General features: G+C 60.3%; 23 protein-coding genes and 1 pseudogene. 12 read left to right on the top strand and 12 right to left on the bottom strand.

Features of this window, described 5'->3' with window-relative positions; genetic code table 11:
* Positions 1–120 precede the first annotated feature (120 nt).
* The 4 genes and pseudogenes from AC19YS_RS01140 (at position 121) to AC19YS_RS01125 (ending at position 3,562) form a co-directional block, all read left to right on the top strand.
* The gene (locus tag AC19YS_RS01140; RefSeq protein WP_106578341.1) at positions 121–729 is read left to right on the top strand and encodes a biliverdin-producing heme oxygenase; all 609 of its coding nucleotides are present in this window, start codon (positions 121–123) and stop codon (positions 727–729) included.
* 153 nt (positions 730–882) lie between these two features.
* Complete coding sequence (locus AC19YS_RS01135; protein ID WP_500600931.1) at positions 883–1,296, top strand: YbaN family protein; 414 nt, start codon at positions 883–885, stop codon at positions 1,294–1,296.
* Positions 1,297–1,369: 73 nt separating this feature from the next.
* Positions 1,370–2,704: pseudogene (locus AC19YS_RS01130) on the top strand (methyl-accepting chemotaxis protein); the annotation flags it as partial.
* A 102-nt stretch (positions 2,705–2,806) separates the two neighbouring features.
* Entirely contained in the window at positions 2,807–3,562 is a 756-nt protein-coding gene (locus AC19YS_RS01125) for a methyl-accepting chemotaxis protein (RefSeq protein ID WP_370004810.1), read from the top strand.
* 136 nt (positions 3,563–3,698) lie between these two features.
* On the opposite strand, the gene AC19YS_RS01120 is transcribed toward AC19YS_RS01125, so the two are convergent.
* Positions 3,699–4,262: an NAD(P)H nitroreductase gene (locus tag AC19YS_RS01120; RefSeq protein WP_106578338.1), complete on the bottom strand. Its 564-nt coding sequence runs from the start codon at positions 4,260–4,262 to the stop codon at positions 3,699–3,701.
* A 139-nt stretch (positions 4,263–4,401) separates the two neighbouring features.
* On the opposite strand from AC19YS_RS01120, the gene AC19YS_RS01115 reads away from it, so the two are divergent.
* Genes AC19YS_RS01115 through AC19YS_RS01105 form a run of 3 tightly spaced genes read left to right on the top strand, consistent with a single transcriptional unit; the run spans position 4,402 to position 8,040 of the window.
* Positions 4,402–5,841, top strand: a complete 1,440-nt coding sequence (locus AC19YS_RS01115) for a di-heme oxidoreductase family protein (RefSeq protein ID WP_367243011.1) — start codon at positions 4,402–4,404, stop codon at positions 5,839–5,841.
* A gap of 31 nt (positions 5,842–5,872) precedes the next feature.
* Entirely contained in the window at positions 5,873–6,937 is a 1,065-nt protein-coding gene (locus AC19YS_RS01110; protein WP_119736904.1) for an imelysin family protein, read from the top strand.
* Positions 6,938–6,939: 2 nt separating this feature from the next.
* Positions 6,940–8,040: a DUF1513 domain-containing protein gene (locus AC19YS_RS01105; RefSeq protein WP_500600929.1), complete on the top strand. Its 1,101-nt coding sequence runs from the start codon at positions 6,940–6,942 to the stop codon at positions 8,038–8,040.
* Positions 8,041–8,160: 120 nt separating this feature from the next.
* Here the strand turns inward: AC19YS_RS01105 and AC19YS_RS01100 are convergent, their stop codons facing one another.
* The 5 genes from AC19YS_RS01100 to colR form a co-directional block, all read right to left on the bottom strand.
* A complete protein-coding gene (locus tag AC19YS_RS01100) occupies positions 8,161–8,388 on the bottom strand; it encodes a hypothetical protein (protein WP_119736900.1) in 228 nt (75 codons plus the stop codon).
* Entirely contained in the window at positions 8,385–9,104 is a 720-nt protein-coding gene (locus AC19YS_RS01095) for a lipopolysaccharide kinase InaA family protein (RefSeq protein ID WP_119736897.1), read from the bottom strand. The genes AC19YS_RS01100 and AC19YS_RS01095 overlap by 4 nt, the downstream gene beginning before the upstream one ends.
* A gap of 4 nt (positions 9,105–9,108) precedes the next feature.
* On the bottom strand, positions 9,109–9,789 hold the full coding sequence (locus AC19YS_RS01090) for a class I SAM-dependent methyltransferase (protein WP_106578332.1): 681 nt from the start codon (positions 9,787–9,789) through the stop codon (positions 9,109–9,111).
* Between the two features lie 188 nt (positions 9,790–9,977).
* Complete coding sequence (locus tag AC19YS_RS01085; RefSeq protein ID WP_106578331.1) at positions 9,978–11,258, bottom strand: sensor histidine kinase; 1,281 nt, start codon at positions 11,256–11,258, stop codon at positions 9,978–9,980.
* Positions 11,248–11,931 (bottom strand): two-component system response regulator ColR, encoded by a 684-nt coding sequence (gene colR, locus AC19YS_RS01080; RefSeq protein ID WP_003175870.1) that lies wholly within the window; start codon positions 11,929–11,931, stop codon positions 11,248–11,250. The genes AC19YS_RS01085 and colR overlap by 11 nt, the downstream gene beginning before the upstream one ends.
* A 201-nt stretch (positions 11,932–12,132) precedes the next feature.
* Here colR and AC19YS_RS01075 point away from each other — a divergent pair, with 201 nt between their 5' ends.
* A complete protein-coding gene (locus tag AC19YS_RS01075; protein ID WP_500600687.1) occupies positions 12,133–14,082 on the top strand; it encodes an LTA synthase family protein in 1,950 nt (649 codons plus the stop codon).
* Positions 14,083–14,170: 88 nt separating this feature from the next.
* Here the strand turns inward: AC19YS_RS01075 and groL are convergent, their stop codons facing one another.
* The 5 genes from groL to AC19YS_RS01050 all read right to left on the bottom strand — a co-directional run bounded on the left by groL (position 14,171) and on the right by AC19YS_RS01050 (position 18,787).
* The gene (gene groL, locus AC19YS_RS01070; RefSeq protein WP_106578329.1) at positions 14,171–15,817 is read right to left on the bottom strand and encodes a chaperonin GroEL; all 1,647 of its coding nucleotides are present in this window, start codon (positions 15,815–15,817) and stop codon (positions 14,171–14,173) included.
* A 50-nt stretch (positions 15,818–15,867) separates the two neighbouring features.
* Positions 15,868–16,164, bottom strand: coding sequence for a co-chaperone GroES (locus AC19YS_RS01065; RefSeq protein ID WP_017846112.1), 297 nt, complete (start codon positions 16,162–16,164; stop codon positions 15,868–15,870).
* Positions 16,165–16,411: 247 nt separating this feature from the next.
* Positions 16,412–16,888 (bottom strand): FxsA family protein, encoded by a 477-nt coding sequence (locus AC19YS_RS01060; protein WP_016971150.1) that lies wholly within the window; start codon positions 16,886–16,888, stop codon positions 16,412–16,414.
* A gap of 66 nt (positions 16,889–16,954) precedes the next feature.
* On the bottom strand, positions 16,955–17,686 hold the full coding sequence (locus AC19YS_RS01055) for a HugZ family pyridoxamine 5'-phosphate oxidase (RefSeq protein WP_500600685.1): 732 nt from the start codon (positions 17,684–17,686) through the stop codon (positions 16,955–16,957).
* A 93-nt stretch (positions 17,687–17,779) separates the two neighbouring features.
* Entirely contained in the window at positions 17,780–18,787 is a 1,008-nt protein-coding gene (locus AC19YS_RS01050; RefSeq protein ID WP_106578327.1) for a DUF481 domain-containing protein, read from the bottom strand.
* 133 nt (positions 18,788–18,920) lie between these two features.
* On the opposite strand from AC19YS_RS01050, the gene AC19YS_RS01045 reads away from it, so the two are divergent.
* The 4 genes from AC19YS_RS01045 to AC19YS_RS01030 all read left to right on the top strand — a co-directional run bounded on the left by AC19YS_RS01045 (position 18,921) and on the right by AC19YS_RS01030 (position 23,678).
* Positions 18,921–19,283, top strand: coding sequence for an MGMT family protein (locus AC19YS_RS01045; protein WP_106578326.1), 363 nt, complete (start codon positions 18,921–18,923; stop codon positions 19,281–19,283).
* Positions 19,284–19,326: 43 nt separating this feature from the next.
* Positions 19,327–20,859, top strand: coding sequence for an AmpG family muropeptide MFS transporter (locus tag AC19YS_RS01040; protein WP_106578325.1), 1,533 nt, complete (start codon positions 19,327–19,329; stop codon positions 20,857–20,859).
* Between the two features lie 129 nt (positions 20,860–20,988).
* Positions 20,989–22,704, top strand: a complete 1,716-nt coding sequence (locus AC19YS_RS01035) for a proline--tRNA ligase (RefSeq protein WP_200623840.1) — start codon at positions 20,989–20,991, stop codon at positions 22,702–22,704.
* A gap of 20 nt (positions 22,705–22,724) precedes the next feature.
* A complete protein-coding gene (locus AC19YS_RS01030) occupies positions 22,725–23,678 on the top strand; it encodes a hypothetical protein (RefSeq protein WP_106578323.1) in 954 nt (317 codons plus the stop codon).
* Positions 23,679–23,807: 129 nt separating this feature from the next.
* Here AC19YS_RS01030 and dinB read toward each other — a convergent pair whose 3' ends face one another.
* On the bottom strand, positions 23,808–24,866 hold the full coding sequence (gene dinB, locus AC19YS_RS01025) for a DNA polymerase IV (RefSeq protein WP_500600682.1): 1,059 nt from the start codon (positions 24,864–24,866) through the stop codon (positions 23,808–23,810).
* Positions 24,867–24,972: the final 106 nt, after the last annotated feature.

The raw sequence follows: 24,972 nt of genomic DNA, 5'->3' as shown, positions 1-24,972 counted from the left end.
TCGCCGGAATTTCACCGGCGAGGTGAGGATTTTTTACTGTGCCGCGTCTTCTTGTTCGTCTAGTTGATAACAGCTCTCTTTAGGGCACCCAGGCGCTACTCTTCTCAAGGACTTTTTTCGATGACCGCTTCCCCTACCGCAGAACGCCCAAGCCTGCGCTCCCAGCGCCTGAACCAGATCACCAACGAGCCCCACACCAAGCTCGATGCGCTGGTCAAAGCCCACGCCCCATTCGAAACCCAAGCCAACTTCGCCCGCTTCGTGGTCGCCCAGTACCTGTTCCAATCGGAACTGGTGGCCCTGTACAACGACCCTGAGCTGATCAAGATCGTCCCTGACCTGGCTGAACGCTGCCGCGCCGAAGCCGCCAAGCTGGACCTCGGCGACCTGGACACCGAAGTGCCTGCACCGGTCGCCGGCGCTGTTAAGAACCCGAGCAAGGCCGAAGCCCTGGGCTGGCTGTTCGTCTCCGAAGGCTCCAAGCTGGGCGCCGCGTTCCTGATCAAACGCGCCGTGGGCCTGGGCCTGAGCGAAACCTTCGGAGCCCGTCACCTCGGCGAGCCGGCCGGTGGTCGCGCCGAGGGCTGGAAGCGCTTTACCCGCACCCTCGACGGCCTGGCATTCAGCGCTGAAGAAGAAGCGGCGGTAGAAAAAGGTGCGATCGACGCGTTTGTACGCTTCACCGTGCTGCTGGAACAGGCGTACGCTAGCGCCCCTGAATTGGCCTGACTGCTGGAATGCGATTAAACATGTGGGAGCGGGCTTGCTCGCGAAGGCGGTGTGTCAGTCGACATATACATGACTGAACCACCGCCTTCGCGAGCAAGCCCGCTCCCACAGTTGTATCTCATTTCAAACTGATTTTTTGTGATCAACCAACCTATGACCGGCAAAACCCAATCCACCTCAAAAATCGCGCGGATCCTCTTCGGCCTGCTGGCCTACGTCAGCCTGGGCATTGGGTTGGTGGCGATTGTCATACCGGGTTTGCCCACCACCGAATTCATCCTGCTCGCCGCCTGGGCCGCGACCAAAAGCTCGCCGCGCCTGAGTGCCTGGCTGGAAAACCACCGGCTGTTCGGGCCGATCCTGTTCAATTGGCGCAACGGCAAGATCATCGCCCGCCGTGCCAAAGTCAGCGCCACTGTCAGCATGCTGCTGTGCGCCGGTTTGATGCTGGTGGTGCTCGATCATGGCTGGCCGATCTACCTGGCGATCGCCGGCATGAGCCTGGGCAACCTGTGGATATGGTCACGCCCGGAACGGCTTGCAGCGCCCGTAGGGCGCGGCGTGTAGTCTTTTTCCTACCGCTCATCGTCTTTCTCTCATGAAACAACTCGTTACGCCGATGTTTCGGACATAGCGCCGAATGGACTTGGCTCGCCCTGCTTGCAGGTCAACAAGTCCAATCGCGAGTGAACCTATGTTCGACACCCTCTCTATCCGCTTGAAAATCGTGCTGCTGTCCGGCCTCTGCCTGTTGGGCGTGATTGCGCTGGTCATCGGCGTCAACCTTTACGAGGCCGATCAGAACAACCGACTGGTCAGCGATTCAAGCTCGCGAATGCTCACCCAGAGTGTGCAGAACCTGTTGCAAGCCAAAGCCGGCGAACAGGCGGTACAACTGCAGAAAACCTTTGGCGAAAGCCTGGTGGTGGTCACCGCACTGGCCGACCAGATCAAGGGCCTGCGCACCACCGCCACCAAGCGCGGGCTGGAAGCGGGTGCACTGCGTGAAGAACTCAACCAGAGCCTCAAGACCGCCTTTGAGCGCAACACCAAGGTGCTGGGAATCTGGCTGTCGTTCGAACCCAATGGCCTGGATGGCAAGGACAGCGAGTTTGTCGACGACAAGGCCCGCGTCTCGAATGAAAAAGGTCGCTTTTCCAGCTACTGGAGCCGCGCCGCCGGTGAAGGCCTGAACACGGTGATGGTCGAGGACGACCTGACCAAGACCACCCCGAATCTCAGCGGCACGCCCTACAACATTTGGTACACCTGCCCACGGGACACGCGCACTGTTTGCCTGCTTGACCCGTACTCCGACGACGTGGCCGGCAAGCAGGTGCTGATGACCACCCTCTCGCTGCCGTTGATCGTCGACGGCAAGGTCATCGGCGTGGTTGGCGTGGACCTGGCCCTCAACACCCTGCAGGCGGTGACCGACGCAGCACAAAAAGAACTCTTCGACGGCGCCGCGCACCTGGAAATTCTCTCCAGCACCGGCTTGATCGCGGCCTACAGCGGCGAGCCGGCGCGGGTCGGCAAAAACCTGATCGACACCCTGGGCGCCGAGGGCAAAGAGATTGTGCAATTGCTGGCCAACGACACGCGCACTCTCCGCGAGCAAGAGGACACGATCCGCGCCGTGTACCCGGTCAAACCGATTGCCGACGCCAAGTCCTGGGGCATCGTGATCAAACTGCCCAAGAACGTGATGCTGGCGGACACCCTGAAACTGCAAGGCGTCCTCGACAACGCCCAGCAAGCCGGCACGCTCAAGGCCTTGCTGGTCGGCGCCGCCGCCGCATTGCTGGGCCTGGTGCTGATCTGGCTGACCGCCACCGGCGTAACCCGCCCGATCAACACCGTGGCCGCGATGCTCAAGAACATCGCCAGTGGCGAAGGCGATCTTACCCAGCGTCTGACTTACGCCAAGAAAGACGAACTGGGCGAACTGGCGAACTGGTTCAACCGCTTTCTCGACAAGCTGCAACCGACCATCGCGCAGATCAAACAAAGCATCACCGAAGCACGCGGCACGGCTGATCAGTCATCCGCCATTGCGCGCCAGACCAGCGAAGGCATGCAGGTACAGTTCCGCGAAATCGACCAGGTTGCCACGGCGTCCAATGAAATGAGCGCCACCGCCCACGACGTGGCCAACAGCGCGTCCAACGCTGCCAGCGCGGCACGCGGGGCGGACCAGTCGGCGCGCGAGGGCATGTCGATCATTGAGCAGAGCACCCGCGACATCACCACCCTCGCCGAAGAAGTCAGCAAGGCCGTGAGCGAGGTCGAGGCCTTGGCGGTGAACAGCGAGCAGATCGGTTCGGTGCTGGAAGTGATCCGCAGCATTGCCGAGCAGACCAACCTGCTGGCCCTCAACGCCGCCATCGAAGCGGCACGCGCCGGGGAAAGCGGACGTGGGTTTGCGGTGGTGGCCGACGAAGTGCGCAACCTGGCCAAACGCACACAGGATTCGGTGGAAGAAATTCGCCTGGTGATCGAGCGCATCCAGAGCGGCACCCGTGGCGTGGTGGCCACCATGCATTCCAGCCAGCACCAGGCCCAAAGCAATGCCGGGCAGATCCATCAGGCCGTGCAAGCGCTGGGCAAGATCAGCGACGCGGTCACAGTCATCAGCGACATGAACCTGCAAATCGCCAGCGCCGCCGAGCAGCAGAGCGCCGTGGCCGAAGAGGTCAATCGCAATGTCTCGGCAATTCGTACCGTGACTGAAACCCTCACCGGCCAGGCCACCGAGTCGGCGGCCATCAGCAGCCAGCTGAATGCCTTGGCCAGCCAGCAGATGAAGCTGATGGATCAGTTCAAGGTGTAACACCGAATCTAAAGCCAATGAAGAGCAAATGTGGGAGCGGGCTTGCTCGCGAATGCGATGGATCAGTCAATACATCCAGTGACTGTCACACCGCATTCGCGAGCAAGCCCGCTCCCACATTTAGATCACCGTTGGCCTACAGGCCAGGCCACGCCTGAACAAACGCCGCCACATCTTCTTTCTGCGCAGTGCGCGGCGGGTTCTGCGGCGTGCCCAGATAAAGGAAGCCAATCACTTCCTCATCCGCCGTCAGCCCCAGGCCTTTGGCCACGTGCGCCGAGTAGGACAGCTCGCCCGTGCGCCACACCGCGCCGATCCCCTGTGCATAAGCCGCCAGCAGAATACCGTGGGCCGCACACGCAGCCGCCAGCAGTTGCTCGGACTTTGGCACCTTGAAGTGTTCTTGCAGGCGGGCAATCACCACCACCACCAACGGCGCGCGCAGCGGGCCATTCTGCGCTTTGTCGATGGCGGCTTGCGGGGCGTCGGCGTCTTGCAGGCGCGCCGCTTCGGCCAGCAGCGTGCCCATCTGCTCGCGGGCCGCGCCTTCGACGGTGAGAAAACGCCATGGGCGCAACTGGCCGTGGTCCGGTGCACGCATGGCGGCGGCGAACAGCACATCGCGCTGCTCCTGGGTCGGTGCCGGTTCCAGCAAACGCGGCACGGAAACACGGTTGAGCAAAGCGTCGAGAGCCTGCATTGGCCACCTCCAGAGAAAAATGTGCGGCCATTCTAGCGGGAATGAATCGGATTCGACCAAACGATAATTGCTCTTATTCATTGAGCCCCGCCCTGTTAGACTTTGCGGCCTAATTTTGGCCATCGCTTCAGGAAACTTGATGTTCTGTTCGCTTTTTCGCCTGTCCGCAGCGTTGATGGCCTTGAGCCTGACAGCCTGCGATGACGCCCCACGTTTCACCAAGGCCGAGCCTGGTGAAGCGCGAGCCGGCGGCGCGACGACGGTGAACAAGCGCGACCAGAACGCCTTTTCCCTGCCCTCGGCCAACCTGGCGCCGACGCGCCGCCTGGACTTCAGCGTCGGCAACAGCTTTTTCCGCAGCCCGTGGGTGATCGCGCCGTCCACCACCACCGCGCGCGACGGCTTGGGCCCGCTGTTCAACACCAACGCCTGCCAGAACTGCCACATCAAGGACGGCCGGGGTCACCCACCGCTGCCCGACGCGCCCAATGCGGTGTCGATGCTGGTGCGCCTGTCGATTCCCGTGCCGATGACAGCGCCTGCGCCCTACGCCAAACTCATCGAGCAGCTCGGCGTAGTGCCCGAGCCGGTCTACGGCGGGCAATTGCAGGACATGGCCGTGCCGGGCGTGGCCCCGGAAGGCAAGGTGCGCGTGGATTACACACCGGTCAACGTGACGTTCAAGGACGGCACCGTGGTCGAGCTGCGCAAGCCCGACCTCCACATCACCCAGCTCGGCTACGGCCCAATGCATCCGGATACACTTTTCTCAGCGCGCATCGCCCCGCCCATGATCGGCCTGGGCTTGCTCGAAGCCATCAGCGACGCCGATGTGTTGCGCAACACCGACCCGAAAACGGCCGACAAAGAAGCCCTCGTCGGCCGCGCCAATTGGGTGTGGGATGACGCCCGGCAAAAAACCGTGCTCGGGCGCTTTGGCTGGAAAGCCGGGCAACCCAACCTCAATCAACAAAATGTTCACGCGTTTTCTGGTGATATGGGCCTCACCACGTCCCTGAGACCCTTTGATGACTGCACCGACGCCCAAGTCGCCTGCAAGCAGGCCCCCAACGGCAATGGCCCCGATGGCGAGCCGGAAGTCAGCGATAACATCCTGCGCCTGGTGCTGTTCTACACCCGCAACCTCGCCGTGCCGGTGCGCCGTGGCGTCAACACGCCGCAGGTACTGGCCGGGAAAAACCTGTTCTACCAGGCCGGTTGCCAGGGCTGCCACAAACCCACGTTCACCACGGCCGCAGGCGCCGCCGAACCCGAACTGGCCAACCAGGTGATTCGCCCCTACAGCGACCTGCTGTTGCACGACATGGGCGCAGGCCTGGCCGACAACCGCAGCGAATTCAAGGCCGGTGGCCGCGACTGGCGCACCCCGCCGTTGTGGGGCATTGGCCTGACGCAGACCGTCAGTGGCCACACCCAGTTTTTACATGATGGCCGCGCCCGCAATCTGCTCGAAGCCGTGCTGTGGCATGGCGGTGAAGCACAAGCGGCGCAGCAGCATGTGCTGTCCTTTAATGCCGAGCAGCGTGCCGCGTTGCTGGCGTTCCTGAATTCTTTATAAGCTTTGCCGCACTTACAGAAGGGAGCTCGACATGTTTCGTCCCAAGTTGTTGTTCACCAGCCTGGCCGCCCTCGCCCTCGGCGCCTGCTCGCCGCAGGACCCGCAAGCGGTGACCTCGGCGGCTATCGCCAAGCAAGTGATCCTGCCGACCTACAGCCGTTGGGTTGAAGCCGACCGCCAACTGGCCGTCAGCGCCCTCGCCTACTGCCAGGGCAAAGAAAGCCTGGAGACCGCCCGCGCCGACTTCCTCCACGCGCAAAAAGCCTGGGCCGAGTTGCAACCACTGCTGATCGGCCCGCTGGCCGAGGGCAACCGTTCGTGGCAAGTGCAGTTCTGGCCGGACAAGAAAAACCTGGTCGGCCGCCAAGTCGAACAACTGGTCACCGCCCAGCCGCAGATCGATGGCGCGGCCCTGGCCAAGTCCAGCGTGGTGGTACAAGGCCTGTCGGCCTACGAATACATCCTTTACGACGCCAAGACCGACGTCGCCGACGAGGCCCAGAAAGCCCGCTACTGCCCGCTGCTGGTCGCCATCGGCGAGCGCCAGAAAGCCTTGGCTGAAGAGATCCTGGCAAGCTGGAACAGCACCGACGGCATGCTCGCGCAGATGACCAAGTTTCCCAACCAGCGCTACGCCGATTCCCACGAAGCCATCGCTGATCTGCTGCGCGTGCAAGTCACTGCGCTGGACACGCTGAAGAAAAAACTCGGCACGCCGATGGGTCGCCAGACCAAGGGCATCCCGCAACCGTTCCAGGCCGATGCGTGGCGCAGCCAGTCGTCCCTGCAAAGCCTGGAAGCCAGCCTGGCTGCGGCCCAGACCGTGTGGGCCGGCGTCGACAACAAAGGCCTGCGTGGCTTGTTGCCGTCGGAGCAGAAGCCGTTGGCCGACAAGATCGACGCCGCCTACGCCGCGTCTTTGAAGCTGTTCGCCAGCAATCAGCGCACGCTCAACGAACTGTTGGCCGACGACGCCGGCCGCCAGCAACTCAACGACATTTACGACAGCCTCAACGTGGTCCACCGCCTGCACGAAGGCGAGTTGGCCAAAGCGCTGGGCATTCAACTGGGCTTTAACGCCAACGACGGTGACTGATGATGCTCAGGCGACAGGCTTTGGCGGTGGGCAGTGTGCTGCTCAGCGCACTCACGTTGGGCGGTTGGACGCTGTTCAAGCAGAAGGGCTTGAAAAGCCCGTTGCTGCTCTCGGCGCGTGATGATGCCGATGGCAAGCACTACGCCGTGGGCTATCACCTGGACGGCAAGCAGGTGTTTGCCACCCAGGTCGGTCAGCGCTGCCACGACATCATCAACCACCCGACGCTGCCAATTGCGCTGTTTGTCGCCCGTCGCCCGGGCACTGAGAGTTACCTGATCAACCTGCGTGATGGCGCGTTGCTGCAGACCATCACGTCGAATGCCAATCGCCATTTCTATGGGCATGCGGTGATTCACAAGAGCGGCGACTGGTTGTATGCCACCGAGAACGACACGTCCGACCCGGGCCGTGGGTTGCTGGGTGTGTATAAGTTCGAGGGCGAACGGCTGGTGCACAACGGCGAGATGTCGACCCACGGCATCGGGCCGCACCAAGTGTCGTGGATGCCCGACGGGGAAACCCTGGTGGTGGCCAACGGCGGGATTCGTACCGAGGCGGAAAGCCGGGTTGAGATGAACCTCAATGCGATGGAGCCGAGCCTGGTATTGATGCACCGCGATGGCCGGTTGATCAGCAAGGAAACCCTGGGCCAGCAGATGAACAGCGTGCGTCATATGGGGATTGCCGACGACGGCACTATTGTCACGGGGCAGCAGTTCATGGGGCCGTCTCAGGAGCGGTCCGAGTTGCTGGCGATCAAACGACCGGGGCAGCCGTTTGTGGCGTTCCCGGTGGCGGATGAGCAACTGCAGGCGATGGGGCATTACACCGCCAGCGTCGCCGTGCACAGTGAGTTACGCCTGGTGGCGCTGACGGCGCCGCGCGGCAATCGCTTTTTTATCTGGAACATGGACAGCGGCGAGCTGCGTCTGGATGGGCCTTTGCCCGACTGTGCCGGCGTGGGTGCGGTAGCGGACGGGTTTGTGGTGACTTCAGGCCAGGGACGCTGCCGCTTCTACGACTGTCGCCAGAAGCAGTTGGTGGCTAAACCGTTGGAGCTGCCGTCAGGATTTTGGGATAACCATCTGCATGTGATTTGAAATCGACACCTGTGCGTGACTGCGGTGACGGACAGGTGCTGCGGCCCAAATCAACAGGCAAAAAAAAGGCCTCGCATCGCAAGGCCCTTTTTTGGGGTTTGAATCTATTCAACGCTTTATTCAGCTCTGCGGCCTCATGCCCTGAGACATCCCGAACATGAACAACAACAACTCATGATCAGGCTTGACCGCCACACTCGCCTTGGCGATGCGCGGTAACGGGCACTGCCCGCCCCCTTGCACCGCACTGAGCACTTGTGTCCGAGGCAGCTCCCAGGCAGCCAGCGCCAGGGCTGAAATGCCCAACGCGCCGACCAGGAACAAACCTCGTGCTATTTCTAGCTTCATCTGGTTAAACCCTTGATAGCGCTGCCAAACGCCGTCTCGTAAAAGTAGCTGAGTTTTTTCCAGTCGGTGTCGTTCCACGACGAATGGCGCCGCAGTTGCAGCATGTCATGGGACGCCGCCCGATAAGCGGTCAGACGCTGGCGGCATTTTTCAAAATCCAGCAACGCCACTTCTACTTTGGCCGAGTCGCCTTCCCCGGTTACGCGTACGAACACGTGCTTGATGTACAGGCAGCCATGCTGCCAGCGGCCCTTGTGCATACGTGCCAGGGTGCCCGCCAATTCCTTGAGCAGGCGCTCATGCACCGCCTCACCGTATTGCTCACGACCACCGGCGGCGTACCAGTTTTCGATTTCGTCGAAACCGTCGAGCGACGCCGTCACCAACAACGCTTTCCATTGATGCTCAGGGTCGCGACGTGCCTCGCAGAACACCAGCTCCGGCACGCGTACGTTCAATGAACGCAACCCCCTGAGGGCATCACGCTCACGCAGTACGGTGGGGCGCCCAAACGGGTGAAGCCAGCTGCGGTAGATGTGACCGGTCTGGCGTTTGCTGTAAAGCAAGCGGCCGTTGGGGCTCATCACGCGTTGCACACCACTTTCACCGCCACGTCGGCGATTGGGTTCTTCAACCCACTCGCCCTGCAGGCGCCAGAAAAAATCGAATCGTTCCTCGGGAGCTACATGACTGCCTACTACGCACTCAACTGCCATCCTGTTACCTCTTACGCAATACATATACTCGCCACATGGCGTAGAGCGGTATGAAGTCCAGGGATTCCTGAACACGGAAACCGGCCTGCTCAAACTCTGCCTCGACAGTAGCAGCCGGTAACACAAACCGGTTTTGGTAACCTTCCTGCTCACCTCTGTTGCGACGTTTCACTTCGGCGCGTTTGCGTTTCCAGGCCTTGAAATTGCCATCCACCCACAGCGAAATAATCACGCTGTCGCGGGTAACCCGCTGAAATTCTCGCAGTATTGTCATTCTGTGCGCCGGATCACCAATGTGGTGCATCAAGCGCATGCAGAAAATACTGTCGACCGAGTTATCCGGCAAATCGATATCAAAGGCAGAAGTCTGCAAAGGTCGTACCCGTTTCACCACGTCCGCTGGCTGAGCAACGGTCGCAACCTTGAGCATCGACGCTGAATTATCGGCGCCGATAATCACACGGTTGGGTTTCTCAGCCAACAGCGGCCAGAAGCGCCCGGCGCCGCACGGCAGGTCCAACACCAGGCCAGGTTCGCCGGCCATGGCCAGCGCACCCCGCGCCAATTGCTCGTCGCGTTTGTGGGACAACCGGCGAGCCAGATTGTCCTGATGCTTGAGCAAATAATTTTGCGCGTGCTGATCGTCGTACTTTTCAGAAAAATCGAGCTTGATCGGGGTAGACATCAACGGATCTCCAGTAGCTGATGCCTACAACCTTATGCAGCGAACTGTGATCAACAGGTCAACCCGTTGTGAAAAACTTGTCCTGTCCAACCTCATACATTTCAAGACTTTACAGACACAAGCAATAGCATGGGGCCATCTTCGCCGATTTACGGTGATGTCTGGCAGGATAACGGCAAGGGTGAGTGTCAGGGATTGACCTGACTCAACTGCACGTGGAAACGACAGCCGTTGGGTTCCATCGTGCTGAGACTGACCGTCCAACCCTGGTTTTCACAAATACGCTGCACCAGCGATAATCCCAGGCCAAGCCCTTCGCCGCGCTTTTCGCTGCCACGCACGAACGGCTCGAACATCGCCTCACGCTTGTCTTCGGGAATCCCTACACCGGTGTCCTCCACCACAAAACCATTGGGTTCGAGGGTCAGGCGGATGAAGCCCTGTTCGGTGTAATGCAGGGCATTGCGCAACAGGTTGCCCATAACGGCGTGGAGAAAGGTGGTGTTATAGCGCGCGTCCGAAGGGTTGCCTGGCTGGTAGATCAACGCCAGGCCCTTGCGCTCGATCGGCTCGCGCCAGATGCCGAGCAAATCGTCCGCCACCTGCGGCAGCGTTACCTGCGGCGACATGGCCGCTTCATCGTGTTCGGCACGGGCCAGCATCAGGAAGGTCTGCACCAGCTCACGCATTTCTTCGCAGGCACGCGCGATACGCTCAACCTGATTGCGGCCGCGCTGATCGATCGCCGGATTTTCCAGCAGCAGTTCGCAGGAACTGGCCAGCACCATCAAAGGCGTGCGCAATTCATGGCTGACGTCACTGGTGAACAATTGCTCGCGTGATAACGCCTGTCGCAGACGCCCCAGTGTGGCATCGAAGGCCACGGCCAGTTCGCCGACTTCATCCGCCGCATAATCGGGTGCCAGCGGTGGCGCCAGGCCCAGCAACTGGTCGCGATGACGCACCTGCCGAGCGAGCCGCACCACCGGCGCCATCACTTTGCGCGCCAGCACCCAACCGAGGAACACCGCCAGCGCCAGGCTGAGCACGAAGCCCACCAGCACCACGGCAAATAGAACCCGCTCGCGTTCCTCGAAATCGCTTTGGTCCTGCAGCAGGACATACCGACGGCCATCCACCACTTCGACCATGGCGTGGTAAGACAGCGCCTCGCGGAACACCTCATGAAACCCGGGTTCCAGGTGCCGCAAATCCTTGGGCAGCTCGAAATCCCCACGCCCGCCACTGAAATAGAACAGTTGGTCGGGCTCTGGCCGGTGGCTCCAGTCCTCGACGCTGTCCATCAACAGCAGCCGTTGCAAGTCGCCGCCCAAGCCTGCCGAAATCAGTTTTTCTTCTACCAGGTGCACAGTCGCAACGATGCCCATGGCGAACGCCCCCGCCACCAACGCACTCATCAAGGCAAAGGCGATGATGATCCGCTGGGCAAGGCTTTGCTTAAACTCCATCACGACCCTCGGCCAGGCGATAACCCACACCGTGCACGGTTTGCAACAGCGGCTTGGCGAAGGGCTTATCGATCACTTGGCGCAATTGGTGGACATGGCTGCGCAGGCTGTCGCTGTCGGGGCAGTCATCGCCCCACAAGGCCTCCTCGAGAATTTCGCGACGCAGCACATGCGGGCTTTTTTGCATCAACACCGCAAGCAACTTCAGGCCCACAGGGTTGAGTTTGAGCAGGCGCCCTTCGCGGGTGACTTCCAGGGTATCGAGGTCGTAGCTCAAGTCGCCGACTTGCAGGGCGCGGCGGCCGCCACCCTGGGCACGGCGCAGCACGGCTTCAATGCGGGCGGCCAACTCCGACAGGGCGAACGGCTTGAGCAAGTAATCATCGGCGCCGGACTTGAAGCCCTGCAGCCGGTCATCCAACTGGTCACGGGCGGTGAGCATGATCACCGGCGTGTCGCGGCGCGCGTCTTCACGCAGGCGTTTGCACAAGGTGTAGCCATCGATGCCAGGCAGCATGATGTCGAGCACGATCAGGTCGTAATGCTCGGTAGCGGCCAGGTGCAGGCCCGACAAACCGTCCTGCGCACAGTCCACGGTGTAGCCCTTTAGCCCCAGGTAATCGGCCAGGTTGGCCAGAATATCGCGGTTGTCTTCAACCAATAAAATTCGCATGGGCAGTGTCTCCGTACGCGGTAACGGCCGTGTTGGCTCGCGCAGCTTAAGGCCAAGTGTGGCTCAGGGATAGACCTCAGAGCCTTAGCGATAAAGGTTTTCAACCAATAAGATAAACCAACAAGTTTTTCACTATAGCTTCACAAACTGACTACAGTGTCAGGCCGAAGATCACCGCCCATCGATATAAGGAACATAGACATGGGGTTTCTCAAAACAGCGCCTATGCGCTTTCTGCTGCTCGTAACCGGCACGTGGCTGGTTATTTTCCTGCTCACGCGCAGTGTGCTGCTCTTCACGCACCTGGACGAAGTCGGTGGCAACCTGCTGCCGGTGTTTGGCGTCGGCTTGCTCTACGACCTGGGCTTTCTCACCTACGCCGCCCTGCCGCTGGGGCTGTATTTGCTGCTGTGCCCGCCCGCGCTGTGGCGTCGCCGCGGCCATCGCTGGTTCCTGCAGGCCGTGCTGACGGTCAGCCTGTTCGCGATGCTGTTCACCTCGGTTGCGGAGTGGCTGTTCTGGGATGAGTTTGGCGTGCGTTTCAACTTTATCGCCGTCGATTACCTGGTGTACTCCAATGAAGTACTGAACAACCTGTTGGAGTCGTACCCGATCGGCAAGCTGCTCAGCTTGCTGGCGATGTTGGCGATTGTGTTGAGCCTGGCCCTGCGCAAGCCCTTCAACGCGGCGATGCGCGCGCCTCTGCCGCCCATGCGTGGCCGGCTGCTGAATGCGCTGGGCTTATTGATCGCCGCCGGGCTCAGCCTGCAATTGATCAGCCAGGACAGCCCACGCGCCCAAGGCGGTAACGCGTACAACAATGAATTGGCCAGTAATGGCCCGTATCAGTTTTTCGCCGCGTTCCGAAACAACGAGCTCGATTACACGCAGTTCTACAAAAGCCTGCCTGACGACGTGGTTGCCAGGCAATTGCGCGCCGAGCTCAGTGAGCCCAATGCGCGCTTCGTCGGCACTGACCCGCTGGACATACGCCGGGCAATCACCAACCCCGGCACGTTGCGCAAACCCAATATTGTGTTGGTGACCATCGAAAGCTTCAGTGCCAAGTACATGGGCAGCAACGGCGATGGGCGCAACCTCACGCCCAATCTGGATGCCTTGCGCAAACAAAGCCTGTACTTCAGTAACTTTTATGCCACCGGCACCCGTACGGACCGTGGCCTGGAAGCGATCACGCTGGCGATTCCCCCCACGCCAGGCCGATCGATTGTCAAACGTATCGGGCGTGAAAGCGGTTTCGCCAGCCTCGGCCAGCACCTCGGGGCCATCGGCTACGACAGCGTATTTGTCTACGGCGGGCGCGGTTATTTCGACAATATGAACGCGTTTTTCAGCGGCAACGGTTACCGGGTGGTGGACCAGAGCAGCGTGGCCGAATCAGAAATCTCGTTCAAAAACGCGTGGGGCATGGCCGACGAAGATCTCTACCGGCAAACCCTGAAGCTGGCCGACGCCGATTACGCCAAACAGCAACCCTTCTTGCTGCAACTGATGACCACCTCCAATCATCGCCCCTACACCTATCCGGAAGGGCGCATTGATATCAAGTCCGGCAATGGCCGTGACGGCGCGGTGAAATACACCGACCACGCCATCGGCGAGTTCCTCAATGCGGCACGCCAGAAACCCTGGTTCGATAACACGATCTTCGTGTTTGTCGCCGACCACACCGCCGGCAGCGCAGGCAAAGAGGACTTGCCTGTTGCCAACTACCAGATCCCGCTGTTCATCTATGCACCCAAGCTGATTGAAGCGCGTGAAACAGCGCAACTGGCCAGCCAGATCGACCTGGCGCCCACCTTGCTGGGCCTGATCAACCTGAGCTACGAGTCGACCTTCTTCGGCCGCAACCTGTTGCAGGACAATCCGCTGCCGCCCCGCGTCGTCATCGGCAACTACCAGCACCTTGGGCTGTTTGACGGCAATGACCTGGCGATCCTCAGCCCGCGCCAGGCCCTGCGTCGCCATGACCAGGCGCTGGGTGAGAGCCAGGAGTTGCGTGTGGGCAGTGACGACCCGTTGATCCAGCGCGCAATCGCCTACTACCAAGGCGCGAGCTACGGCTTCAAGCAACAATTGCTGAGCTGGAAGGCACCCAAGGAAGTCATCCCACAGGTGAGCACGCGCTGACCCGCGTGCCTGCGGCAAATACCGCGCATAAAAAAACCCCGCCTGCATCACTGCAGGCGGGGTTTTTCAGGTGCCGGGTAAGGCTGGCTTACATCATGCCGCCCATGCCACCCATGCCGCCCATGTCTGGCATACCGCCGCCAGCCGAGCCTTCTTTCTTCGGTGCATCAGCGATCGCAGCTTCGGTGGTCAGGATCAGACCGCCGATGGAGGCCGCTGCCTGCAATGCCGAACGGGTCACCTTGGTAGGGTCCAGGATGCCCATTTCGATCATGTCGCCGTAGACGCCAGTTGCAGCGTTGTAACCGTAGTTACCTTTGCCGTTCTTGACTTCGTTGACCACAACGCTCGGCTCGTCGCCGGAGTTGGCAGCGATCTGACGCAGTGGAGCTTCAACGGCACGACGCAGTACAGCGATACCCACGTTCTGGTCTGCGTTGTCGCCTTTGAGGTCAACCAGCGCTTCCAGAGCACGGATCAGCGCAACGCCACCGCCAGGTACCACGCCTTCTTCAACGGCTGCACGGGTTGCGTGCAGGGCGTCTTCAACGCGGGCTTTCTTCTCTTTCATTTCAACTTCGGAACCAGCGCCAACCTTGATCACTGCAACGCCGCCGGACAGCTTGGCCAGACGCTCTTGCAGTTTTTCACGGTCGTAGTCCGAGGAAGTTTCGGCAACCTGGGCACGGATCTGAGTGATGCGAGCCTGGATGTCCTGGTCTACGCCAGCACCGTCAACGATGATGGTGTTTTCCTTGGAGATGGTCACACGCTTGGCGCTGCCCAGGTTTTCCAGGGTGGCGCTTTCCAGGCTCAGGCCGATCTCTTCGGAGATAACGGTACCGCCAGTCAGCACAGCGATGTCCTGCAGCATGGCCTTGCGACGGTCGCCGAAGCCTGGAGCCTTGACGGCTGCGACTTTAACGATGCCACGCATGTTGTTCACAACCAGCGTCGCCAGGGCTTCGCCTTCAACGTCTTCGGAAACGATCAGCAGTGGGCGGCCGGCTTTGGCAACGGCTTCCAGCACTGGCAGCATTTCGCGGATGTTGGAGATCTTTTTGTCGACCAGCAGGATCAGCGGGCTGTCCAGCTCGGCAACCATGGTTTCTGGCTTGTTGACGAAGTACGGGGACAGGTAGCCACGGTCGAACTGCATGCCTTCTACAACCGACAGTTCGTTTTCCAGGCCAGTGCCTTCTTCAACGGTGATCACGCCTTCTTTACCGACTTTTTCCATGGCTTCGGCAATGATGTCGCCGATGGAGCTGTCGGAGTTGGCGGAGATGGTACCGACCTGAGCGATAGCCTTGGTGTCAGCGCATGGCTTGGACAGGTTTTTCAGCTCAGCAACAACAGCGATGGTCGCCTTGTCGATGCCGCGCTTGAGGTCCATCGGGTTCATGCCGGCAGCAACGGCTTTGTAGCCTTCGTTGACGATAGCTTGAGCCAGAACGGTAGCGGTGGTGGTGCCGTCGCCTGCGTCATCGTTGGCACGGGAGGCAACGTCTTTGACCAACTGCGCGCCCATGTTCTCGAAACGGTCTTCCAGTTCGATTTCTTTTGCTACAGAAACGCCGTCCTTGGTGATGGTCGGAGCGCCGAAGCTCTTCTCGATGATCACGTTACGGCCTTTAGGGCCCAGGGTCGCTTTTACTGCGTCAGCCAGGACGTTGACACCGGTGAGCATTTTTTTGCGGGCGGAATCGCCGAATTTAACTTCTTTAGCAGCCATGATCGATATTCCTTAAATTCTTTGGAGTAACGGAAAAATGAGCGGGAAAATCAGCCTTCCAGTACAGCGAGAATTTCGTTCTCAGCCATTACCAGCAGGTCTTCGCCGTCAACTTTCACAGTGTTGCTGCCGGAGTAAGGGCCGAAAACAACCTTGTCACCGACTTTAACGGCCAGCGCACGCACTTCACCGTTTTCCAGAGTCTTGCCTGGGCCTGCAGCGACGATCACACCGTGGTTGGCTTTTTCAGCAGCCGAACCTGGCAGAACGATACCGCCAGCGGTTTTCTTTTCTTCTTCGCTGCGACGGATAACGACGCGGTCGTGCAGAGGACGAAGCTTGCTCATTGTCGATCTCTCCTAATTGTGTTTTTCATCGGCCGGTATCGGTACCGGCGGGTTGTATTCCGGCTGTGCCGGTCGCGCCTCGCCAAGCAAGACGCGGAAGTCTGTCTGGTGTCGCCACCAGAAACCTTGCGGTGACCGTTACATAAGGGCGCATAAGCTTATTACAAGGGGCCGCGGCGGAAATTTTTTATGTTTGCCGACGCACAAAAGCAACACGGCACCCGAAGGTGCCGTGCCAATAAAGCGGTTATTTGCTGTCGCGGTGTTCGAATTCGCCTTCGATCACATCGCCCTCGCGTCCCAAAGGCTGGCGCGGAGCCGGGCCACCGCGGGGTTGCAGGTCATCGGCGAACGCACGCTGGCGAATCGCCGCTTCTTCGGCGCGCTGACGCATCTTGCCGGCCAGCAGCTTGCGAGTGACCGGCAGCAGCATGACCAGGCCGACCACGTCGCTGATGAAACCCGGCAGGATCAACAGGCCACCGGCCAGGGCCATCATCAGGCCTTCCAGCATGGTTTGCGCGGGCAGCTCGCCGCGGTTCAGACTTTCACGCGCACGCAACGCTGTGGCCAAGCCGGCGACGCGCAGCACCAGAACGCCGAGCATCGAGCCGAGAATGATCAATAACAGGGCCGGGAAAAACCCGATCGCACTGCTGACTTGAACGAATACGAACAGCTCCAGCACCGGGAACAGCAGAAAGAGCAATAAAAAAGGGCGCATCAAATGGTTCCTCAACGCAAGAATGCCTTGCCAGTCCACCTTAGATGACGTCGCCATTTCGTGAATTCAAGCGTTGGCAGGCTCTTTTTTCGGCCAAACCTCAGCGTGGGCCAATGAAACCAGGGCTTCGCGTACTTGTGTCGGAGTGTTGCAAGGCGTCGCGAACGGCAACCAATGCAGCGACTGGCCAATGCGCAGGTGCATGCCTTCGCTATCGATGCCGGCCAATTGCGCAGGTTCAACGGTCGGCAAGCCGGTCAGCGCGACGTAATGGGCGATGGCTTTGGTGTGGTCGGCGTTCATGTGCTCGACCATGCTGCGCTCGGCTTTGCCTGCAAACGGGTTGGCCAGTGTCAGGTGGTCGACCCAGTGAATCGCGCCAAACCCGCCTATATAGCGGTGACGCACCGGCTTGAGTACCCAGAAGTCGAAATCGTGGGCCTTGTGGTAGTTGGCCGAATCGGGGAAGTAACGGTAATAACGCTCGGCAGCCGCTTCAATGGCAGTGGCATCTTCGAGTTTCTCGGCTTCAGCCAGGTAGGTCAGGCGCCCCACTGCCTGCACGTCATCGGCCTCGCGCTCACCCACCAGCAGCGAACACTTGGGGTCTTTCTGCAGGTTATGGGTGTGCTGGGCGATACGGCTGATCAGGATCAGCGGGCGGCCCTGCTCGTCGAGGCAATACGGCACGACCGAGCCGAAGGGAAACCCGGGCATGGCTTTGGACAATGTGGAGAGAGCCCCACGGTATTCCTTGAGCAACAGCTCTCGGGCGTTCTTGGCAACGTGCGCGCTCAACGTATGACTCCTCGGGTATTCCGCCGCCCACAGCATATGGGAATGGATCTCAACACAAGGTAATCAATATCCGCGCAGGTTGCCAGAGTGCACTTACCAGGCCACGCCGAACCCTGCGGTGTAACGGGTCTTGCTCAAGCTGCTTTGCGATTCGCCACTGATGATGTCGCGTTCAGCCTTGAGGTTGAGGGACGCCCATTCGGTGACCTTGTAACGCAGGCCCATTTCCGCATCGAGGGAGTAATCGGACGGCCCGGCGAGCGGCTTGCCCACTTCGCCGTTGGTGAAGAACTCCACAGTCTTGCCCACCAGATAGCGGTTGTAGTTCCACTTCATGGCCAGCGAGTAGAAATTGGATTTACCGCCGTCGGCATATTCGTAATCGGTGCGGTTCACCAGCGAACCGAGGGAGAACGCGCCCAGCTCATCGTCCCAGAACTGGTAGCCAGGGCCGGTACCGACCGTGCGCTGGCGGGACAAGTCTTCCACCTTGTCGCGCTTGTAGGTCAGGCGGCCTTGCCAGAACCAATGCTCGGTGATGAAACGGTCCAGGTCATATTCCAGCGCCCAGTTGTCGGTGGTGGTGACGTCATCCTGGAACTCGCGGTTGTATTCGCCCTGCGCGGTATGGCGCCACTGGCCGTGACGGGCCGTGGTCTTGAAGTCCACGTCGTAATCATTGGTGTCTTTGTCGGCGCGCTTGTAGTCCAGCGCCAGGTCGACGTTGCCCTTCCACACCAGGTCTTCGATGACCGGCTTGGGCTTGAGGATTTGCTGGATACTGGCCAGTTCCACGGTTTTGGGCGCCTCGCCATTGGCCAGCACCACCTTGCCGTCATCCGCAGCTTTCAGGGATTTGGCCTTCTCACCGCTGTATGCGTCCTGCTTGACCAGCAACTCCTGGTCACTTTCCAGGGTTTTCACCTGCTTCCAATCCACCGGGATGGCCCCTGCGTAGCTGGTCTGAATCAGCAACTTGCCACCGTCGAAGACTTTGATCTTGCCGGTCAGGCGGTCACCGTTCTTTAACCACACGGTGTCGGCGAGCAGGGGCGTGGAGGCGCTGATAACAGCGAGGCACAGCAAGGTTCTGGACAACATAAGCGTATTCGGGGCTCAGGGTTGGCGAAAAAGGGGCGTTATCGTGTTAGATAGCTAGGACTGACTCAAGTATTTATATTGAGTTCAATTCTCAACACCATGATTACAGACGTTTCTTACAAAGACCCTGACGATGCCCACAGTGATTGAACCCGCCGATCCCCCCCAAAGCCCGGCAGAAATGCGCCGTACGGCGTTGTACCTGACGTTGGCGCAGGTGCCCGAAGGCTGCGTGGTGAGTTACGGCGAATTGGCGCAGCTGGCCGGGCTGGGCCGGGCGGCCCGCTGGGTCGGCCGCACGCTGAGCCAGTTGCCCGAGGACAGCCGGCTGCCCTGGCACCGGGTGCTGGGCGCCGGTGGTCGGATAAGTCTGCCAGTGGGCAGTGCCTCAGGTGACGAGCAACGTGCGCGTTTACGCAGCGAAGGTGTCAGTATCCTGAACAATCGCGTTGATATTCAGCGTCATGGCTGGCGCCCGGTAGAGCACAGCGGTTAGAGTGCGCGCTTTGTTTCCGCAAATCTGAGGCAGACTCCAGCCCATGCCCCGTAAAACCTGGCGCGCCGCGCTCGCCGCCTATGCCAGCCCCTCGACGTTAGTGCTGTTGTTGCTCGGTTTCGCCGCCGGCTTGCCTTACATGTTGGTGTTCTCGACGCTTTCAGTGTGGTTGCGCGAGGCCGGTGTGGCCCGCGAGACCATCGGTTATGCGAGCCTGATCGGCTTGGCCTATGCCTTCAAATGGGTCTGGTCACCGCTGCTCGACCAATGGCGTTTGCCGCTGCTCGGTAAACTCGGACGACGTCGCTCCTGGCTGGTGCTGGCCCAGACGCTGGTGATCCTCGGGTTGATCGGCATGGGCTTTTGCGACCCGCAAAAGCACTTGTCGTGGCTGATTGCTATTGCTGTGATCGTCGCCTTCGCCTCGGCCACCCAAGACATCGCGGTAGACGCCTATCGCCTGGAAATCGCCGACGACAGCCGCCAGGCCGCCCTCGCCGCCAGCTACATGTCCGGTTATCGCATCGCCGCCCTGCTGGCCACCGCCGGCGCACTGTTCTTTGCCGAAGGCTTCGGCTCGACCGGTTTCAACTATAAGCACTCGGCGTGGACCGGCACTTACGTGCTGTTCGGCCTGCTGATGATTCCGGCGCTGCTGACCACCCTGTTCATGCGCGAACCCAATGTGCCACTGCGAACGCAGTTGCAGGCCGGCCGCTACAGCTTCGTGCATCAGCTGGTCTCGGTGTTTGTACTGATCGTGTTGCTGGTGTCCGTCCCGGCGATGTTCACCCAGCTCTACAACACCGATTTCGCCAGCGTCCTGTTCCACGGCGTCAGCCTGTGGGAACTGTTGATGGAGGACCGCGCCTTCCTGCGCGCCATCCTCTATATCATCCTGACCACGCTGTGCCTGTCGGCCATGGGCCGACGCGGCCTGGCGCCGGTACTGACGCCGGTCAACGACTTTATCCTGCGCTACCGCTGGCAGGCCTTGCTGCTGCTCGGGCTGATCGCCACCTATCGCATGTCGGACACGGTGATGGGCGTGATGGCCAACGTGTTCTACATCGACCAGGGCTTCACCAAGGACCAGATTGCCGGAGTGAGCAAGATTTTCGGCCTGATCATGACCCTGCTTGGCGCCGGCATGGGCGGCTTGCTGATCGTGCGCTTCGGGATCCTGCCGATCCTGTTTATCGGCGGCGTGGCCTCGGCCGGCACCAACCTGTTGTTCGTGATGCTGGCGGACATGGGCCCCGACCTGCAGATGCTGATCTTCACCATCTCGCTGGACAACTTCAGCTCCGGCCTTGCCACCTCGGCGTTTGTCGCCTACCTGTCGAGCCTGACCAACCTCAAGTTCTCCGCTACCCAATACGCGCTGCTCAGCTCGATCATGCTGTTGCTGCCGCGCCTGATTGGCGGCTATTCAGGGGTGATGGTGGAGAAGTTCGGCTATCACAACTTCTTCCTGATCACCTGCCTGCTGGGCGTACCGACGCTGTTCCTGATTGCCCTGCACTGGTTTCAGGAAAATAGACGGATTCGGTTGAGCCCGCCCACCGAAGACTGACACACCTCTGTCAATGTGGGAGCAAGCCCGCTCCCACACCGCCTCTGCATTCTGATACCTGTACTCCAGCAGTTTGCGCCCGTACAATCCCAAGTCATTTCAAGTCCAAGCAACCGACAACGGCCTACCATGCGTACCAGTCAATATTTGCTCGCCACACAGAAAGAAACGCCTTCCGACGCGGTTGTGATCAGCCATCAGCTGATGCTGCGCGCCGGCATGATCCGCAAACTGGCCTCCGGCCTGTACACCTGGCTGCCCATGGGCTTGAAGGTGATGCGCAAGGTCGAAGCCATCGTTCGCGAAGAAATGAACGCCGCCGGCTCTCTGGAAGTGTTGATGCCGAGCACGCAACCGGCTGAGTTGTGGCAGGAATCCGGGCGCTGGGAAGAGTATGGCCCTGAGTTGCTGCGCTTCAAGGACCGTCATGGCCGCGACTTCTGCGCCGGCCCGACCCATGAAGAAGTGATCACCGACCTGATGCGCAATGAGCTGAGCAGCTACAAGCAGCTGCCGCTGAACCTGTATCAGATCCAGACCAAATTCCGTGACGAAATCCGCCCACGCTTCGGTTTGATGCGCGGCCGCGAATTCATCATGAAGGACGCCTACTCCTTCCACGCTGACCAGGCCTCCTTGCAGGTCACCTACGACCGCATGCACCAGGCTTACTGCAACGTGTTCACGCGCCTGGGCCTGAAATTCCGCCCGGTTGAAGCGGACAACGGCTCCATCGGCGGCGCCGGCTCCCACGAGTTCCACGTGCTGGCCGAGTCCGGTGAAGACGATATCGTCTTCAGCAACGGTTCCGACTACGCGGCGAACATCGAGAAAGCCGAAGCCGTGCCACGGGAAACGTCCCGCCCGGCGCCAAGCGAAGAGCTGCGCCTGGTGGACACCCCAGAGACCAAGACCATCGCGGCGCTGGTGGAAAAATTCAATCTGCCGATTGAAAAGACCGTCAAGACCCTGATCGTGCGCGCCGAAGAAGAAGGCAAGCTGATCGCCCTGGTCATCCGTGGCGACCACGAACTCAACGAAATCAAGGCTGCCCAGCAACCTGGCGTGGCCAGCCCGCTGGTCATGGCCACAGACGCAGAACTGCGCGATGCAATTGGCGCCGGTGCCGGTTCGCTCGGCCCACTGAACCTGCCGCTGCCGATCATCATCGACCGTTCGGTCGAGCTGATGAGCGACTTCGGCATTGGCGCGAACATCGACGACAAGCACTACTTCGGCGTGAACTGGGAGCGTGACCTGCCAGTTCCAACCGTGGCCGACCTGCGTAACGTTGTTGCCGGCGACCCAAGTCCGGATGGCAAGGGCACCCTGGAAATCAAACGCGGCATCGAAGTCGGGCACATCTTCCAGCTGGGCAACAAGTACAGCAAGGCGATGAAGTGCGAAGTACTGGGCGAGAACGGCAAGCCGATCACCCTCGACATGGGCTGCTACGGCATTGGTGTTTCCCGTGTGGTGGCAGCGGCCATCGAACAGAACAACGACGAGAAAGGCATCATCTGGAGTGACGCCCTGGCGCCGTTCCAGGTCGCTCTGGTGCCGCTGCGCTACGAAACCGAGCAAGTACGCGAAGCCACCGACAAACTGTATGCCGAACTGACGGCCGCCGGTTTTGAAGTGTTGCTGGATGACCGCGACAAGAAAACCAGTCCCGGCATCAAGTTTGCTGACATGGAACTGATTGGCATCCCGCACCGAATCGTGGTCAGTGACCGCGGCCTGGCCGATGGCAATCTGGAATACAAGAGCCGGACCGAAGCCGAAGCCCAACCGTTGCCGGTGGCTGACGTGCTGTCTTTCCTTCAGGCGCGTATTCGTCGCTGAAAACCAGATCAAGAGAAGTCATGTTCAAGCGAAACACCAGAGCCCTGGGGGGCGCCGCCTTGTGCGGCGCCCTGCTGGTCAGCGGCTGCGCCAACCAGATGTCGCAACGCAGTGAGCACGAGGAGCGGGTCGAGCGCAAATTGCTCGACCACAGCCTGCAGATCGATGTAGGTGAACCCAAAGTGCTGGAACTGCCGCAACGCCGGGTTCGCATTCACGAGCAAAAGACCTTTGAGGTCACCGAATTCGAAGTCACCCGCCGTTACGATCGCTACACCCCCTACCAGCCCTGGCGCAAACTCTATGAGATGCCCTTGGGTGCGGTCGCCCTGGTGGCCGGCGCGGGGGCCAACGTGGCGAACATCTTCGCCCTCGGCAACCTGCCGACCAGCATGACGCGCGACTGGCTGAGCTACGGCGTGGACGGCATCAACCCGTTCATGAACGTGCAATCCCACGGCCGTGCGCAACAGAACCTGGCCGGTATCGATGAAGTCCAGCGTGACAAGCGCACGGAGTATTCGAGCCTGCCCTGGAGCGAGCGTCCGGTACAGGTCACCGCCGGCAAGCAGACCCACGAGCTGACCACCGACCGCGACGGCGTACTGCGCCTGAACCTGTTGGACAGCCCGTTTGCCGAGCAGGACCTGAACCGCGTCACCACCTTGAAGATCAGCGTGGAAGATGGCCAGGACGACGTGCACTCGGACTCCACCCTGGCGATCAGCAACACCCTGCGCGGCAAGTTGCTGGAAGCCCATGGCCTGATCTACGACGACCTGGAAGACGACGAGGTCAACCAGTGGGTGCACCGGGTCAAGCGCCTGTCGGAGCTGGGCCTTGAGGAAGAAGCCAGTGAGCTGGAACAAAGCCTGATCGAACTGACCCGCAATGATCCCGAGTTGCAGCAGGAGTTTGTGCAGGCGCTGACCAAGGATGCGGGACGGTTGGTGGCGGACCCTGGGGCACGCTAGGACCTCAAGACAGGTAAAGAGCTAAATGTGCGCGCGGGCTTGCTCGCGAAGCAGCGTGTCAGTGATGAATGTATCCACTGACACGGCGCCTTCGCGAGCAAGCCCGCTCCCGCATTTGGCTTCCGGCTTCTACCAGGGAAACTGCAGCTGTTCGTTCCCGCTGCTCAGATCCAGCAACCGCACCCCGATCCCCAATAACCGCACCGGTTTGCCGCCGCGATTGAACGCCTGGGTCAACAGCTGTTGATAACTTTCCAGATCACGCCCTGCCCCAGCCTGCTCCAAGGTGGTTTGAGTAAAGTCGTGAAACTTCACTTTGACGAACGGCTTGCCCGCGCGATAGCTGCTGTCGATGCGCGCCATGCGTCCGGCCAGGGTTTCCATCAGCTCGGGCAGTTTCGCCAAGCAACTTGAGAGATCCGGCAAGTCCGCGTCGTAGGTATTTTCCACACTGATGGATTGCCGACGGCTGTCGTTCTGCACCACGCGGTCATCAATCCCACGAGCCAGGCTCCACAGACGCTCGCCAAAACTGCCGAATTCACGCACCAGCGCCAGCTTGTTCCACTCACGCAATTGCAGACAGTCTGCAACCCCAAGGCGCGCCAGCTTATCGGCGGTCACCTTGCCAACGCCGTGCAACTTGTTCACCGGCAACTGGGAGACGAAGTCTTCGATCTGATCCGGGGTGATCACAAACAGGCCGTTGGGTTTTTTCCAGTCGCTGGCGATCTTGGCCAGAAATTTGTTCGGCGCAACGCCGGCGGACACGGTGATGTGCAGCTGGTTGGAGACTCGGCGGCGAATGTCTTGAGCGATGCGCGTGGCACTGCCGCCAAAGTGCGGGCTGTCAGAGACGTCCAGGTAGGCTTCGTCCAGCGACAGTGGCTCGATCAGGTCGGTGTAATCGCGAAAGATCGTCTGGATTTCCTTCGACGCTTCTTTATAGGCATCCATGCGCGGCTTGACGATGGTCAGGTCCGGGCACAGCTTCAAGGCGTGGCGGGAAGACATGGCCGAACGCACCCCGTAAGCCCGCGCCTCATAATTACAGGTGGCGATCACCCCCCTTCTGTCCGCCGAGCCGCCAACCGCGAGGGGCTTTTGTGCCAGGCTCGGATCGTCGCGCATCTCGATGGCGGCGTAGAAGCAATCACAGTCGACGTGGATGATTTTGCGCTGCGTCATATAAACAGAGGGTGTAATCCAACGGGTGGCCAGTATCGCACTCACCCCTGTATATAGCACCAGTAGTTTGAATCTTCCGCTTCAGCGGTAGGAAATTTTACTGATG

The organism is Pseudomonas sp. MF08831 (assembly GCF_059862645.1).
This window is presented reverse-complemented; position numbering and strand designations above follow the sequence as displayed.